The 14,500-nt window shown below is 58.5% G+C and carries 14 protein-coding genes; 9 read left to right on the forward strand and 5 right to left on the reverse strand.

Features of this window, described 5'->3' with window-relative positions:
• Nucleotides 1-4: 4 nt before the first annotated feature.
• Nucleotides 5-541, reverse strand: coding sequence for a DUF2058 domain-containing protein (locus BM344_RS17240; RefSeq protein WP_091992418.1), 537 nt, complete (start codon nt 539-541; stop codon nt 5-7).
• A gap of 117 nt (nt 542-658) precedes the next feature.
• Here BM344_RS17240 and dbpA point away from each other — a divergent pair, with 117 nt between their 5' ends.
• The 4 genes from dbpA to BM344_RS17260 all read left to right on the forward strand — a co-directional run bounded on the left by dbpA (nt 659) and on the right by BM344_RS17260 (nt 5,689).
• Nucleotides 659-2,035 (forward strand): ATP-dependent RNA helicase DbpA, encoded by a 1,377-nt coding sequence (gene dbpA / locus BM344_RS17245; RefSeq protein WP_091992419.1) that lies wholly within the window; start codon nt 659-661, stop codon nt 2,033-2,035.
• 224 nt (nt 2,036-2,259) lie between these two features.
• A complete protein-coding gene (locus BM344_RS17250) occupies nt 2,260-2,511 on the forward strand; it encodes an OadG family protein (protein ID WP_091992420.1) in 252 nt (83 codons plus the stop codon).
• Between the two features lie 41 nt (nt 2,512-2,552).
• Complete coding sequence (oadA, locus tag BM344_RS17255; RefSeq protein WP_091992421.1) at nt 2,553-4,340, forward strand: sodium-extruding oxaloacetate decarboxylase subunit alpha; 1,788 nt, start codon at nt 2,553-2,555, stop codon at nt 4,338-4,340.
• Between the two features lie 14 nt (nt 4,341-4,354).
• Nucleotides 4,355-5,689 carry a sodium ion-translocating decarboxylase subunit beta gene (locus BM344_RS17260; protein WP_407656876.1) on the forward strand — a complete coding sequence of 445 codons (1,335 nt, stop codon included), beginning with the start codon at nt 4,355-4,357 and terminating at the stop codon, nt 5,687-5,689.
• A 53-nt stretch (nt 5,690-5,742) separates the two neighbouring features.
• On the opposite strand, the gene BM344_RS17265 is transcribed toward BM344_RS17260, so the two are convergent.
• The 3 genes from BM344_RS17265 to imuA are packed head-to-tail and all read right to left on the reverse strand — an operon-like array spanning nt 5,743 to nt 10,979.
• Nucleotides 5,743-8,862, reverse strand: coding sequence for an error-prone DNA polymerase (locus BM344_RS17265; protein WP_091992423.1), 3,120 nt, complete (start codon nt 8,860-8,862; stop codon nt 5,743-5,745).
• Nucleotides 8,862-10,280 carry a Y-family DNA polymerase gene (locus BM344_RS17270; RefSeq protein ID WP_091992424.1) on the reverse strand — a complete coding sequence of 473 codons (1,419 nt, stop codon included), beginning with the start codon at nt 10,278-10,280 and terminating at the stop codon, nt 8,862-8,864. The genes BM344_RS17265 and BM344_RS17270 overlap by 1 nt, the downstream gene beginning before the upstream one ends.
• Before the next feature lie 6 nt (nt 10,281-10,286).
• Entirely contained in the window at nt 10,287-10,979 is a 693-nt protein-coding gene (imuA, locus tag BM344_RS17275) for a translesion DNA synthesis-associated protein ImuA (RefSeq protein WP_091992425.1), read from the reverse strand.
• 128 nt (nt 10,980-11,107) lie between these two features.
• On the opposite strand from imuA, the gene BM344_RS17280 reads away from it, so the two are divergent.
• Nucleotides 11,108-11,455 carry a 4a-hydroxytetrahydrobiopterin dehydratase gene (locus BM344_RS17280; RefSeq protein WP_091992436.1) on the forward strand — a complete coding sequence of 116 codons (348 nt, stop codon included), beginning with the start codon at nt 11,108-11,110 and terminating at the stop codon, nt 11,453-11,455.
• A gap of 60 nt (nt 11,456-11,515) precedes the next feature.
• Entirely contained in the window at nt 11,516-11,791 is a 276-nt protein-coding gene (locus BM344_RS17285) for a YrhK family protein (RefSeq protein WP_091992426.1), read from the forward strand.
• Here the strand turns inward: BM344_RS17285 and BM344_RS17290 are convergent.
• Nucleotides 11,788-12,339, reverse strand: coding sequence for a phage integrase N-terminal SAM-like domain-containing protein (locus BM344_RS17290; protein ID WP_091992427.1), 552 nt, complete (start codon nt 12,337-12,339; stop codon nt 11,788-11,790). The genes BM344_RS17285 and BM344_RS17290 overlap by 4 nt on opposite strands.
• Nucleotides 12,340-12,571: 232 nt before the next feature.
• Here BM344_RS17290 and BM344_RS17295 point away from each other — a divergent pair, with 232 nt between their 5' ends.
• From BM344_RS17295 to BM344_RS17305, 3 genes are all read left to right on the forward strand, one after another.
• Nucleotides 12,572-13,357, forward strand: coding sequence for a HEAT repeat domain-containing protein (locus tag BM344_RS17295; RefSeq protein ID WP_139229659.1), 786 nt, complete (start codon nt 12,572-12,574; stop codon nt 13,355-13,357).
• 92 nt (nt 13,358-13,449) lie between these two features.
• Complete coding sequence (locus tag BM344_RS17300) at nt 13,450-13,833, forward strand: hypothetical protein (RefSeq protein WP_091992429.1); 384 nt, start codon at nt 13,450-13,452, stop codon at nt 13,831-13,833.
• Between the two features lie 162 nt (nt 13,834-13,995).
• Nucleotides 13,996-14,430, forward strand: coding sequence for a hypothetical protein (locus BM344_RS17305; RefSeq protein ID WP_139229608.1), 435 nt, complete (start codon nt 13,996-13,998; stop codon nt 14,428-14,430).
• Nucleotides 14,431-14,500: the final 70 nt, after the last annotated feature.

Below are 14,500 nucleotides of genomic sequence, written 5' to 3' on the forward strand. Positions count from 1 at the left end.
TCCATTACCACATCAGGTCATCAGGAATTTCATAGCCGGCGTAAGGGTCATCCTCGCCGGCGTCATCGGCCTCGCGATCGTGCAGGACAACCACAGCGCTTTCATCCCGTTCCATGATTTTCCGCGCCACTGCTTCGGCCACAATCTCGTATTGATCGTTCACGAAGACAATAGCCAGGCGACCGCGTGAGAGCTGGTCAACCATGGTGTCGTCCACGAAGATTTTCTTGATCTTCTTGTCGTGAACGAACTGGTAGGAAGTTTCACCGCGACTTCGATCCAGCCGGTTGGTTTCCACCAGTTGCCGGATCTGGGCCTGAATGGCTTTTTTCTCGGCTGCCTTCTGCCGCTCGAGGTTTAGCTGGCGATCGCGCTCGGCCTTCTCCTCGCGGGCCTTGCGCGCCCTAATCTCGGCCTCGCTTTCCTGGACGGCGCCCTTGGGTTGCTGCTTGCGCTGTTTGCGTTTTTCGCTCCGAATGGCCTTGGCTTTTTTCTCGTCGGCGAGGCCGGCTTTAAGTAGTTGATCCTGCAGGGATGGCATCAGTTGCTCCGTTCTTTCGTGTCGGATTCTGGTATTCTTGCGGCCAGACGCGCACCATTATACGCCCTCACACTCGCCTTCATAGCCAGCTTAGTGCTGATTCCGGAATTTGCTTCTATGTCTTCTTTCAATGACTTTGGCCTTTCGCCCGCCATGCTCACCAACCTCGCTCATCTGGGTTTTGAAACGCCTACAGAAATCCAGGCAAAAGCAATCCGGCCGGGCCTCTCGGGCCGGGATGTGATTGCCATGGCAAAAACCGGCAGTGGCAAAACCGCGGCGTTTGGCATCAGCCTCGTTGAGCGGCTGAACCCGAAGCTGTTTGCGGTGCAGGCCCTGGTGTTATGCCCAACACGCGAACTGGCGGATCAGGTGGCCAAGGCGGTCAGAGAGTTGGCCCGGGCCCGGGAGAACATCAAGGTGCTGACCCTCTGCGGTGGCGTTCCAATCGGCCCTCAGATTGGTTCCCTGAGCCACGGCGCCCACGTGGTGGTTGGAACCCCGGGCCGGATTCAGGACCATTTGCGCAAGCAGACCCTATCCCTTGGGCGGCTGAAAACGGTGGTGCTTGATGAAGCCGACCGGATGCTCGACATGGGGTTTCAGGAGGCGATGGAAGACATATTGTCGCAGACGCCGCCGGCGCGTCAGACACTGATGTTCTCGGCGACCTGGCCTGACGCCATTCGTGACCTGAGCCGCCAGTACCAGAAGGATCCTCTGGATATACGGGCGCAGGAAGGCGGCGGTGACAACCCGGATATCGAAGAACTCTTCTACGAGGTGTCGCCATCCTCGCGAACGGACGCGGTGGTGGCGCTGTTGTCCGAGCGTCAGCCGGAGTCCTGTATTGTGTTTTGCACCACCAAACAACACTGCGACGAGCTCGCGACCGAACTGGGAGATCGGGGATTTTCTGCGCTGGCCCTGCACGGAGATCTGGAGCAGAAAGACCGTGACAGTGTTCTGGTGCGCTTCGGCAATCAGAGCTGCTCCATTCTCGTGGCCACCGATGTTGCCGCCCGCGGGCTGGATATCAAGTCGTTGCCGCTGGTGGTCAATGCCGAGCCAGCCCGCGATCCCGAGGTACACACCCACCGCATTGGTCGCACAGGCAGGGCCGGAGAGCAGGGGCATGCCATTACCTTCTGTACGCCCGCCCAGGGGCATAAAATCAGTCGTATTGAGGCCGAGCGCGGTCGCAGCGTGGTTTGGGGTGATACCGAAGCGCTTTTGGCAAATCCGATTCGCCCGGTTGCGCCGGCCATGAGCACACTCTGCATCGCGGCGGGTCGGAAGGACAAATTGCGTCCCGGGGATGTGCTTGGAGCTCTGACCGGCGAGGCCGGTATTGCGGGCTCTGCGGTCGGCAAGATTGATCTGTTTGATCACCAGTGCTTTGTGGCAGTAGAAAAATCCCTGGCTGCAAAGGCGCTTTCAAGGCTCGAGAGCGGTCGGGTGAAGGGGAGAAAAATGCGCGTTCGATATGCCTGAATAAGCCCTGATACGGCTGCATTGCCGGGGTGTCATTTCAGGCCGTGACGCTCGGAAACTCCGTATAGCATTTTGCATTCAGGTTGCCCCTGAGCAGCTAAAACGGTAAATTACGCAGGATTTTGCCGACGGAATTCGTTCGGCCAGAGCATTAGACCTTAGTCTAACTGGTCAGGCCGCGCAAGTTCCGGAGAAACCTAAATCAATACAGGTAGCTGTTCGATATGAATGACCTGATGTCACAAGCCGTCGATCTGATGATTGCGGGTATGGGCTTCGTGTTTGTGTTCCTGATTATTCTGGTGTTCGCAACCGGCCTGATGTCCAAACTCATCCTGCGGTTTGCTCCAGAGGAGCCGGCAACCCCGGCCAAAACGCCACGTGCCAAGCCGAAGGCGCCCGCGTCGGTTGACCCTGACACCGCCGAGGCCATCAAGAAGGCGATTGCACAATTCCGGTCCCGCCACAAGAAGTGAACCGGTAAAAGACTAGAACCTTTAAACAGAAGGCTGACACGATGACTGACACAAAGAAACCGCTGGGGATTACGGACGTTATCCTGCGTGACGCCCACCAGTCCCTGCTTGCCACCCGTATGCGGCTTGATGACATGCTGCCCATTGCCGAGAAACTCGACAAGGTCGGTTTCTGGTCTCTGGAATCCTGGGGTGGAGCTACCTTTGACTCCTGCATCCGTTACCTCGGCGAAGATCCCTGGGAGCGCATTCGCGAACTGAAGAAGGCCATGCCCAACACCCAGCAGCAGATGCTCCTGCGTGGCCAGAACCTCCTGGGTTACCGGCACTACGCCGATGATGTAGTAGACCGTTTCTGTGAGCGTGCCGCCGAGAATGGCGTAGACGTGTTCCGTATTTTTGACGCCATGAACGATCCGCGTAACCTGGATCGTGCCATAAAGGCCGTGCGCAAAACCGGCAAGCATGCCCAGGGCACCATCGCCTACACCACCAGCCCGGTGCACACCATCGACATGTGGGTGGACATGGCCAAGGAAGTCGCCTCCATGGGCGCCGATTCCATTGCCATCAAGGACATGGCGGGCATCCTCAAGCCTTACGTTGCTTACGAGCTGGTCAGCCGTCTGAAGAAAGAGCTGGATATCCCGATCCACATGCAGTGCCATGCCACCACCGGCATGTCTACCGCCACGGCCATCAAGGCGGCGGAAGCCGGCATCGATAACGTCGATACTGCTATCTCCTCCATGAGCATGACCTACGGCCATTCGCCCACCGAGGCGGTGGTTGCGATCCTGGAAGGCACTGACCGTGACACCGGCCTGGATCTGAACCTGCTGGAAGAAATCGCCAGCTACTTCCGCAAGGTACGCCGGAAGTACGCGCGCTTCGAAGGCAGCCTGCGTGGCACCGATTCCCGCATCCTGATTGCCCAGGTGCCGGGTGGGATGCTGACCAACATGGAAAACCAGCTGAAGGAACAGAACGCCATCGACAAGTTCGACGACGTACTGGCTGAGATTCCCAAGGTTCGCGAAGACCTGGGCTTCATTCCGCTGGTAACGCCCACCTCCCAGATCGTTGGTACCCAGGCGGTACTGAACGTGCTGACGGGCGAGCGTTACAAGTCCATTTCCAAGGAAACCTCCGCCATCCTGAAGGGCGAGTACGGCGCCGCGCCGGCCCCGTTCAACAAGGAGCTGCAGGAGCGCGTTCTGGATGGCAAAGAGCCTGTGACCTGCCGCCCGGCGGACCTGCTTGAGCCGGAAATGGACAAGCTGACCGACGAGCTGAAGAAGCTGGCGGACGAGAAGGGCATCAAACTGGCCGACAACCTTGAGGACGACGTGCTGACCTACGCACTGTTCCCGCAGATTGGCCTGAAGTTCCTTGAGAATCGGAACAATCCGGACGCGTTCGAACCGGTTCCGAGCGAAGAGGACGCTGCCCCGGCCAAGAAGGCTTCCGGCCCTGAAACCTACACCGTGGAAGTCAACGGCAAGAAGTACGTGGTGGCCGTTTCCGAGGGTGGTGAGATTAGCCAGATCCAGGGTGAAGGCGGTGCCGCCTCCGCACCGGCGGCCTCTTCCGCTCCGGCCCCGGCCGCCGGCGAAGGCGAGCCCGTGGTTGCCCCGCTGGGTGGCAACATCTTCAAGGTTCTGGTTTCCCCGGGTGACACCGTTGAAGAGGGCGATGTGCTGATTATCCTCGAGGCCATGAAAATGGAAACCGAGGTGCGCGCACCGAAGGCCGGTACCATCGGCGAAGTCTTCATCAAGGTCGGTGATGCCGTCTCCCCTGATGATGAAATGCTGACAATCGCATAAAGGGCCAGCATTCCATGGAAAAACTAATGACGCTCTGGACAGGCAGTGGCCTGTTCAACATAGAGATCGGCCAGGTAATCATGATTGCCATCGGCCTTCTCCTTCTGTTCCTTGCGATCCGCAAGGGGTTTGAGCCGTTGCTGCTGGTACCCATCGGGTTTGGCGGTATCCTGGCGAATATTCCGGAGGCAGGGCTTGCCCTGACTGCGGCTGAGAATGCCATTCACTTTGCCCTGAAGAACGGCACGGCCGAGATTCTGGCCGCGCTGGCGGCTCCCCTGGACGTGGCCTATCAGGCCGGCCAGGCGATCACGCCGGAATTGAAGGAAGCCTTCAAGGTAGCGGTGAAAGAGGCCAGCTATTCCGAAATGGCGATGGCCAACTCCATTGCCCAGGACTTCGGTTACGGCAACGGCATGCTCTACAACTTCTACTCGGTGGTTATTGGCAGCACCATCGGGCCTCTGGTGATCTTCATGGGCGTGGGCGCAATGACTGACTTCGGTCCGTTGCTGGCCAACCCCAAGACCATGCTCCTGGGTGCAGCCGCTCAGTTCGGTATCTTTGGAACCGTGCTGGGTGCGGCCCTGCTGGACTGGACCGGCGTGCTGGAGTTCAACATCCTGGAAGCGGCAGCGATCGGTATCATCGGTGGTGCCGACGGCCCCACGTCCATCTACGTGGCCAGTGTTCTGGCTCCGCATCTGCTGGGTGCGATTGCGGTTTCCGCCTATGCCTACATGGCAATGGTGCCGATGATCCAGCCGCCGATCATGAAGGCGCTGACTTCTCCGGAAGAGCGCAAGATCAAGATGACCCAGCTGCGCCCGGTCAGCAAGCGCGAGAAGATTGCCTTCCCGCTGGTCGTACTGATTGCCGTGGTTCTGTTCCTGCCGGATGCGGCGCCGCTGCTGGGTATGTTCTGCTTCGGTAACCTGCTGCGTGAATGTGGCGTGGTGGAGCGTCTGAGCGATACCGCCCAGAATGCGCTGATCAACATCACCACCATTTTCCTGGGCTTGTCCGTTGGCTCCAAGCTGATGGCCGACAAGTTCCTGGATGCCCAGACCCTGGGTATTCTGGGCCTGGGTATCGTGGCCTTCGGTATCGGTACCGCCTGTGGTGTTCTGATGGCGAAGTTGATGAATAAGCTGAGCAAGGAGCAGATCAACCCATTGATCGGTTCTGCCGGTGTCTCCGCGGTGCCAATGGCGGCCCGGGTCTCCAACAAGGTAGGCCTGGAAGCCAACCCGCAGAACTTCCTGCTGATGCACGCCATGGGTCCGAACGTGGCCGGTGTTATCGGCTCTGCGGTGGCTGCGGGTGTGATGATCAAGCTGTTGAGCTGATCATTTACCGCTGCTTTGAGGAAACCCCGCCTTTGTGCGGGGTTTTTTTATGTTCAGTGAAAATTCCGGGAATGAACCGGCAATGAGTGGATCAGGTGACTGAGGTCCGAAAGCCGGCCCGCCATCACGTGCACAATATCCCCCTGCCGCTCCAGAACGCCCTTCACATGCAGCAAACGGGCGGTCAGCAAAGGCTTGCGCTGCCGCCGTGCGGTTTCCAGCCACACCACCACATTCACGTTGCCGGTTTCGTCTTCCAGGGTAACGAAGGTAACCCCCGAGGCGGAGCCGGGGCGTTGGCGGCCGGTTACCAGGCCGGCCACCTGCACGGGAACGCCGGCGCGGGTGGTTTTGAGCTGTTCGGCGCTGAGGCAGAATTTCAGGTGGCCCTGTTGCCGGAGCAGGGCGAGGGGGTGGCGCTGGAGGGTGAGGCCCTGGCTGGAGTAGTCGGCCAGTACGTTCTGGCCTTCGGATGGTTCCGGCAGCTGGGGGCAATCCTCAGCCTGGTAATCCACCGCGGTGTCTTCGGCAAACAGTTCGGTGGGCTGTTCGTGGTCGAGCAGTTGCCAGTAGGCCTGGTGGCGGTTGGCGGTGAAGCCCGGCATGGCGTTGGCGCCGGCGAGCAGTTCCATATCGCGCTGGTTCAACGCGGCCAGACGGCGCAGTTCGCCGGCGGAGCGGTAGCCGCCCGCCGGCCGGTTCTGGTGAATGCGTTCCGCGCCGCTGGCGGACAGGCCCTGGATGATTCTCAGGCCCAGGCGCAGGTGGCGTGTCTCGCCTTCCAGGGTATGGTCCCATTGGCTGGCGTTCACGTCTGGCGGCAGTACGGCCACGTTATGGCGACGGGCATCCTGTACCAGCTGGGAGGGCGAATAGAACCCCATGGGCTGGCTGTTGAGCAGGGCGCAGTAGAAGGCGGCCGGGTAGTGCCGTTTGATCCAGGCCGACACATACACCAGCAGGGCAAAGCTGGCGGCGTGGGATTCCGGGAAGCCGTAGCCGCCAAAACCGCAGATCTGCTGGTACAGGCGTTCGGCGAAGTCGGCATCGTGGCCACGCTCGAGCATGCCAGTGACCAGCTTCTCCCGGAACGGCGTCAGGTCGCCGTGGGATTTCCAGGCGGCCATGGCCCGGCGCAGCTGGTCGGCCTCGCCGGCAGAGAAGCCCGCGGCCACCATGGCCAGTTTGATCACCTGTTCCTGAAAAATGGGCACGCCCAGGGTGCGTTCCAGCACCTTGCGCACGGCATCGTTGGGGTAGTCCACCGGCTCCAGGCCGTGTTTGCGGCGCAGGTACGGATGCACCATGTCGCCCTGGATGGGGCCGGGGCGCACAATGGCCACTTCGATCACCAGGTCGTAGTAGGTTTCCGGCTTCAGGCGCGGCAGCATGTTGATCTGGGCCCGGGACTCCACCTGGAACACACCGATGCTGTCGCCTTTCTGGAGCATGGCGTAGGTAGCCCGATCCTCCTGGGGCACATCCTGCATCCGGAAGGTCTGGCCCTTTTCCTCGCTGATCAGCGCCAGTGCCTTGCGAATGGCGGAGAGCATACCTAGCGCCAGCACATCCACCTTCATCAGGCCCAGGCTCTCGAGATCGTCCTTGTCCCACTGGATAACGGTGCGATCGGCCATGGCGGCGTTCTCCACCGGTACCAGTTCGGCCAGCGGCCCGGCGCTGATCACAAAGCCGCCCACGTGCTGGGACAGGTGCCGGGGAAAGCCCAGCAGGGTATTGACCAGGGTAAAGAACTGATCGGCCACCCGGGGGTTGCGGGTTATGTTCTTGTCGAGAATCTGCTGGCGCCAGTTGGTGGCCTTGTCTCGCCAGTCGATGCCTTCCAGTAGCTGTTCCACCAGGGCCGGATCAAAGCCCAGGGCCTTGCCGACATCACGAATGGCGCTTTTTGGCCGGTAACGGATCACCGTGGCGGCCAGGGCGGCGCGCTCGCGGGTATAGCGCCGGTAGATGTACTGGATAACTTCCTCACGGCGCTCATGCTCGAAATCCACATCAATATCCGGTGGCTCGTTCCGGTCTTTGGAGATAAAGCGTTCGAACAGCAACTCCACATTGGCCGGGTTCACCTCGGTGATGCCCAGGCAATAGCAGACCGCGGAGTTGGCGGCCGAGCCCCGACCCTGGCAGAGAATGCCCTGGCTGCGTGCAAAGGCCACGATGTCGTGGATGGTGAGGAAATAGTGCTCGTACTGCATTTCCGAGATCAGGCCCAGTTCCTTGCGGATCAGGCTCTGCACCTGCAGTGGCGTGGCGTCCGGATAGCGCCGGCGTTCGCCCTCGCGGGTGAGGCGTTGCAGATAGCCGGCCGGAGTTTCGCCTTCGGGCACCAGGTCGGGCGGGTATTCGTAGCGCAGGCTGCCGGGCTCGAAGGTGCACTGCCGGGCAATCGCCAGGGTTTCGTTCAGCCATGCTTGCGGGAACAGCCGTTGCAACACCGGCAGCGGCCGCAGGTACCGCTCACCGTTCTGGAACAGGCAATGGCCGGCGTTTTCCAGGTTGGTGTGATTGCGCAGGGCGGTGAGCACATCCTGCAGAGGCTGGCGTTCGCGGCTGTGCATGTGCACCTCGCCCACGGCGGCTACCGGGAGGCGCAGCTGGTCTGCCAGCCAGTGTATTCGGGCCAGGCGCTGTTCCTCGCCGGATTCCAGGGTGCGGGCGGCGCCGATCCAGAGCCTTGGGTCAAACAGGCGGCCCAGCCACTCGCCGCAGGCCAGGGCCTGATCGGAGCCAGCCTCGGTGGGTGAGGGCGGCAGCCACAGGCACAGGCAGTCATCCAGAGCATGGGTTTCAATATCCCGGTAAAACAGACGGTACTGGCCTTTCTCCGCCCGGCGTCGGCCTGTGGTGATCAACTGGCAGAGCTGGCCGTAGCCCTGGCGGGTGCGGGCCAGAAGGATAAAACGCGGCTCACAGGCGCCCGGTGGCGCATTGGCAAGCTCGAACCAGCTGCCAGTAATGAGCTTGACCGGGCTCTCTGCCAGCGCCGCCCAGGCCCGGGGAATGCCCGCTACCGAGCAGGCATCGGTAATGGCCAGGGCGGTATAGCCCAGCGCGTGGGCCCGCTCAGCCAGTTCGTGAGGGTGAGAGGCGCCGGTCAGGAAGGTGAAGTTGCTGAAGCAGAACAGTTCTGCGTACGGCTGTTCGGGCATCAGCCAAACCATCCATGCACAAACCAGCCTTCCCGGGCGTCCCGGAAAACCCAGGCCAACTGGCCGCTGTTCAGTTGGGCAATGTAGTAGTCCCGATGTACCCTCTGGCCATCCCACCAGCCGCCGCTGATGCGTTCCGGCCCGGAGAACCAGGCAACGGGTGCCTCGGTGAGCGGTTGCGGGCCTTTCAAAAGCCACAACGGGCGTCTGGGCAGTTCTGCTGCCGGCACTGACGAGGTTCGGGGTTTGCGCAGAACCTCTGAAGCCGACCAGGCCCGTTCGGGACGATGATCGGCCTGGGGCGAGAGCTGCCTGAGCGCCTGATCGCCAAGCCGGGCCTGCAACCGGCTGATCAGGGTATGCCAGGCCTCGTTCAGATCCCGGGTTTCGCCCAGCAGATCCTGCCCGGACGGCGCCTCCCGGGGCAGGAAGCGTTTGACCGACAGCACCAGGGCAATCACTGGTGCCCGCAGCTCGTGCTGCTCAAGCCGCAGGCGAATCAGATTGAGGAACTGCTCGGCCCGGTGTTCCGGCCCGGAGGTGCGAATCTGCAGCCGGGTGGGTTCCGAGTGCCGGTGCCTCAGAACCAGCCGCAAGCTGTCGGTATCCTGCTGACGCCAGCACAGATCCTCTTCCAGCTCATTCAGGATGCGCTGCAACGGGAACAGCAGTCCCTGGGTATGCTCGATTTCCTGCACAAAGTCTGCCTGCTGCCTGAACGAATGGGGCGGTTGCCAAGGGGAGCGAGGGTCTGGCCGGGTACCCTGGATTTTCTGGATATAGGCCAGCAGTTCCGGAGATAGGCGCCGCGCCAGCTCCTTGGCCGGTAACCCGAACACTTCCCCCAGGGTGTTCAGACCCAGGCGCTGCAGCCGTGTGCAGGCCTTCTCATCCAATTCCGCAGCCAGAAGCGGCATCTGGCCCAGGGTTCTGAGAATGTGGCCTTTGTCGTCGGTGCACTCGCCTTTACCGGCGCGGGCAATCAGGCGGGCGGCCAGGGGTGTATGGGCAATACCAATCCAGGCATTGAGCTGGCGCTCATTGAGCCCCTGTTCCACCGTTTGCCAGACGGCCGGCAGCCCGCCGTACAGCTTTTGCAGGCTGCCCACTTCGGCCAGCAGGCCATCGGGTGGTACCAGCACAATGTGGGCTGCGTACCGGTACAGCCAGCGGGCCTGATCTTCCAGGATAGACGCCTCACGGGCATTGTCGGAACGCACCATGCCGAGATCCGGCGCCAGGCTGATAGCGGTTTTCAGGCGCATACCCTTGCGGATACCCAGGCTTCTTGCCTCGGGGCAGGCCTGAACCACCTTCTGGCCAGAACCTTCCACAATCACCAGCGCGCCCTGGTTTTCCCGGGTGCGACGAATGTGGTCCAGCACCAGGTGCGGGAAGTGCAGATACAGCCAGAGCATGGTGCGTTATTGCCCGGCTGAACCCGACCAGGGGCCGCGAACAACCCGGGTGGCGTCCCGGAAGGCAAGATCTGCCCGGTGCGCCATGGCCAGTGAGCAACGCTGCCCGGGCCAACTGCCCCGGCGCTTGAGTACATTCACCTTGAGTGCCTGCTGCTCATCGGGCTCCAGTTCCAGGCGCAGGGCGGCCGGAGAATTCTGCCCGGCGTACTGCCGCTCCCGGAACAGCACGCACACGTTGCTGCCGGCTTCAGCCGCCAGTTGCAGGCGCCGTACCTCCCGGGCGGCCAGCTTGCCCGGCCAGGCCATCACCAGGCCGGTAACCGGTGAGCGCAGGCAGTTCTCCAGTGTCCACAGAAAATCCCCATCGTCTTCTGTGTGAATCAGCACCACCTGATCCAGATTTATGCCTTCCCGAGCCAGGGCGGGGGCATAGGGCGTGTGGGGAGGATTCAGCCAGAACACGGTTTGGCCCTCGCCGCATACCCTCTGCATCAACGGCAGCAACAGGTGCAGCTCACCAATACCCGGCGCGTCCAGAAGGCATTCGCTCAGGGCGCCCCGTGGCCAGCCCAGTCCACCAAGCTGGTTATCCAGAACCTGGTACCCTGTGGGCGCCGCAGGCTGTGTGGTCTGGGTGTGACGGTGCCCCTGCCAGACACGGGCATCCTGCATCAGCGTGTTCAGAAGCTCGCTCATGGTGTGATCTCTCGAAATACTGTTTAAATATACAGTATTCTGAAAGTGGCCGGATTTCAAGAGAAGGGTTGATAAACCCGGAGGCACGACCCACGCTTGTACTACAGCCATCGACCATGGAGGTTGGCATGAGTGCCCTGAAAGAACACAGTTGTGAAGCCTGCAGCCCGAATGCGCCCAAGGCCACCGAGGAAGAAAAGCAGCAACTGCACAAAGACGTGCCAGACTGGGAAATCCTCGAAATTGAGGGAGAAGAGCAGCTTCACAAGGTTTACAAGCTTAAAAACTTTCTCAAGGCTCTGGAGTTCACCAACAAGATCGGTGAGCTGGCCGAAGCCGAAGACCATCACCCCGTAATTGTGCTTGAGTATGGGAAAGTCGCCGTGAGCTGGTGGAGCCACGAAATTGGCGGGCTGCACAAGAATGACTTCATCCTGGCGGCCAGAACCGATGCCACCTTCAACGACATGCAATAATTCCAACCACGGCGGAACCCGTTTTCCGCCGTGTTCTTTCCATCGGAGATCATCCACTGAATGGTTGAAAACCGTACCGACAACCCGCTCACCCTGAAACTGGGCCATGAAGAACTGATCATTCGCCGCCGTTACGAGATGATCAGCATCATCAACGACTTCTTCATCGCCATCTGGTTCCTGCTGGGCAGTGTTCTCTTCCTGTTCCCAGAATACGAAAAGGCGGCCATCTGGCTGTTCATCATCGGCAGCTTCCAGTTCCTGATCCGCCCGACCATCCGCTTGATCAGCCACATTCACGTAAAGCGAATGCCTGCCAGTAACTGGGAGAGTTAGAAGGACTCGTCGACAGGGCTTCGAACACCAAAGCCGCCTTTGCCGCTCCGAACAATCAATTGTTGCATATCAAAATCAACATCTTTCACCCGTAGGCGCAGTGCTTCATTAATACGCAGGCCGGATCCGTACAGGAGCATGGCAACCAACCGGTAATCTCCGCTCAGGTTGCGAATAACAGAGCTGGCTTCTTCCGCACTAAACACAGTTGGAAGCTTTGCCGGCTTTCTGGACTGTTCGAACTTCAGGTCGTCCAGGGGTTGGCTGAGGAATTCGCGGTATAAAAATACCAATGCGTTTAAAGCAACTCTTTGGGTTGAGACACTTGCGTTCGCCTGCAAAACCAGGTGAGACAGAAATGCCTCCACTTCTGCCGAACCCATGGCTTCAGGGTGTTGGAGGCCATGGAAGCGGATGAAACGTTTGATCCAGAACAGGTAGGTTTTCTCTGTTTTATATGCCATGCCCCGCAGGCGAATAAAACTCCGAACTTTGTCTAAAAAACGGGTTGGTTGCGCAGGTATCGGGGTAGGGATATCCATATCCATCCTCATCCACTGTTTTTTTATACAGTATATCGGTTTGCGTTGAAGTCAAGAGGCTGGTGTTGGCGGAGTTATACGAACGCGTTCGCAAAACTCCTGAAATTGCTTGAGAAATTTTGCTAACTATCTGATAGGGTTGAAAAGTTGCAGAAAGAAGGATGGAGTTATACGCCCATGGCGAAGTAGGAGTAGCTCGGAAAAGGGCGTATAACTCCGGCGGTAGCTGTGGTGGTTGGTGCTCAAAGGGCTGTTTTTGTTAGAGAAAGTCTTTTTCTTTGGGCGCTTTTTAATGGAGTTTTACGAACGAGGGATATACGAACGCGTTCGTATAATTAGCTGTTATGCGAAAAAAACGATTATGAAAGCTGCTGTTTTTCTGGTGTTCATTCTGATGGCTGGGTGCGGGGGAGGCTCTCTGGACAGCAGAGCTGAAAAAAAAGCTTTTATTGAAGAGGTCGGGTATTCAAGCGACTTAGAAAGGGCCGAGGAAATTGAACCGTTTCTGCAGGACTCTGATCATGAGGTAGTCGCTTGGGCCTGTTTCAATTTGGGATATCTCGGTGCTAGACAATACATTGATGAGCTGGCGCAGCGATTAAAGAGCGATGAGAAGCAGATTGTGAACATGTGTGCTTCTGGTTTGGCTCTGATGGTAGGGGAAGACGATACCCAGCTTTTGCCAATATTGCATCGCACTCTTGATCATGATTTTCTCCTGGCTCGCATGAGTGCAGTTGAGGCCTTGGGCAATATCGGGTCCTCGCGCTCACTTGATAGATTAGTGCTGGCTTTTGATGCTGAGAGCAGCGCCGAAAAAGCTACAGTTGTTGAAGCGCTTGGCAAAATTGGTAAGCCCGAGGCGCTTCCCCTTCTTGAGGCATACCTTTCAAAGGTCAAGGCAATGGATCACGCTGTTCCAAATCGCGGTGGTACCAGAGGATCTGATCTCCACCCTGATGCTCTGCAAGCGATTACCGAGAAGGCGATAGTTGAAATTGGGCGAAGATCGCATAACCAGTGAATCAAGCCGACCAATTTTCCGCTGCCGCTCCAAATTGGCGGCTTATTCAAGGCGTTATATCGTCTTTGGTAACCTTTCGAGGAGAGAAGTAAATGCCTGCTAGAGGCCCCGAAGAGGCTATAAGTTTTTCTAAAGGCGAGAATTATTGCTCTTGGAACTTCGCGGGGCAGAGGGTTCTAAAAGAATTTTCTTTCCCGATTGGTGGCGTCGAACTGAAAGAGGGTGATGGTGTCGCTGTCGTTCCAAATTCAGGCATGCATACTCAAGGATATATTTTTAATCTAGATGGTTCAGTCCGTCACGAATTTATGCCGCCGGACGAATTTCCTAACACTGGGTTTTATGCCATTCGCTACGATGGCGGCGAGGCTTTGAAGGTCATAGTCGGAGTGGAAAGGCATGGATGTTACGTCGATCTTGCCTGTGTGTTAAATCCCGTCACTGGTAAATATGAAGACTTTTTTGAAATCAGATAGCTGCAAACCGGAAGCCTCAACAAGGACTTGGCTCAAGATTGAGCGCTGTGAGCCATAACCAACTGATATAACAATTTGTTGTAGTTCGTTCCGGCCTTCGGCCTCCACCGGACGCCCCTGTCGGGGCGCCGCTAAACAAAAGCGTTAAATTCAGGGAGGAATATGAAACATTTTCTTTTGGCTTCTACAGTTGTTTTGTCTGCTTGCTCTGAGCCACCACCAGGCTGTGATAGTGACTTTGCCCAAATGGTTGGCGAGGCAGTTTCATCAGGGGAAATTTCCAGCGTGCTCGACATGTATTACATGGAGGGAGTCGACGAGTTCACCCGTGATTCAATTAAACGAAGCTTTGAGCGGAACTTCGAAAAAACCGTTGTTGGCACTGAGATTGTCGACTTCCCGGAAGACGGTTTGACCGAGTATGAGATGAACGGCGTACGCTACAAAATAAACCTAAAGCCCGAGAAAGAGCTCATTATTCATTTTGCAGAAGAGACGGACGGTGAGGGTGGTATACATCAGAGTTCGATGAGCCTGCCACTTGGAGAGTACGAGGGCCATTGTTACATAGCGACGGCAGCGAAAGTCTCGGATTGAATTTAACCAAGTGGTCAACGGGACGCCTACTACGCTGCGCTCCGTAGCCGCCCATTACCACCGGCGTTAT

The sequence above is a fragment of the Marinobacter gudaonensis genome (assembly GCF_900115175.1).
Lineage (GTDB): Bacteria > Pseudomonadota > Gammaproteobacteria > Pseudomonadales > Oleiphilaceae > Marinobacter > Marinobacter gudaonensis.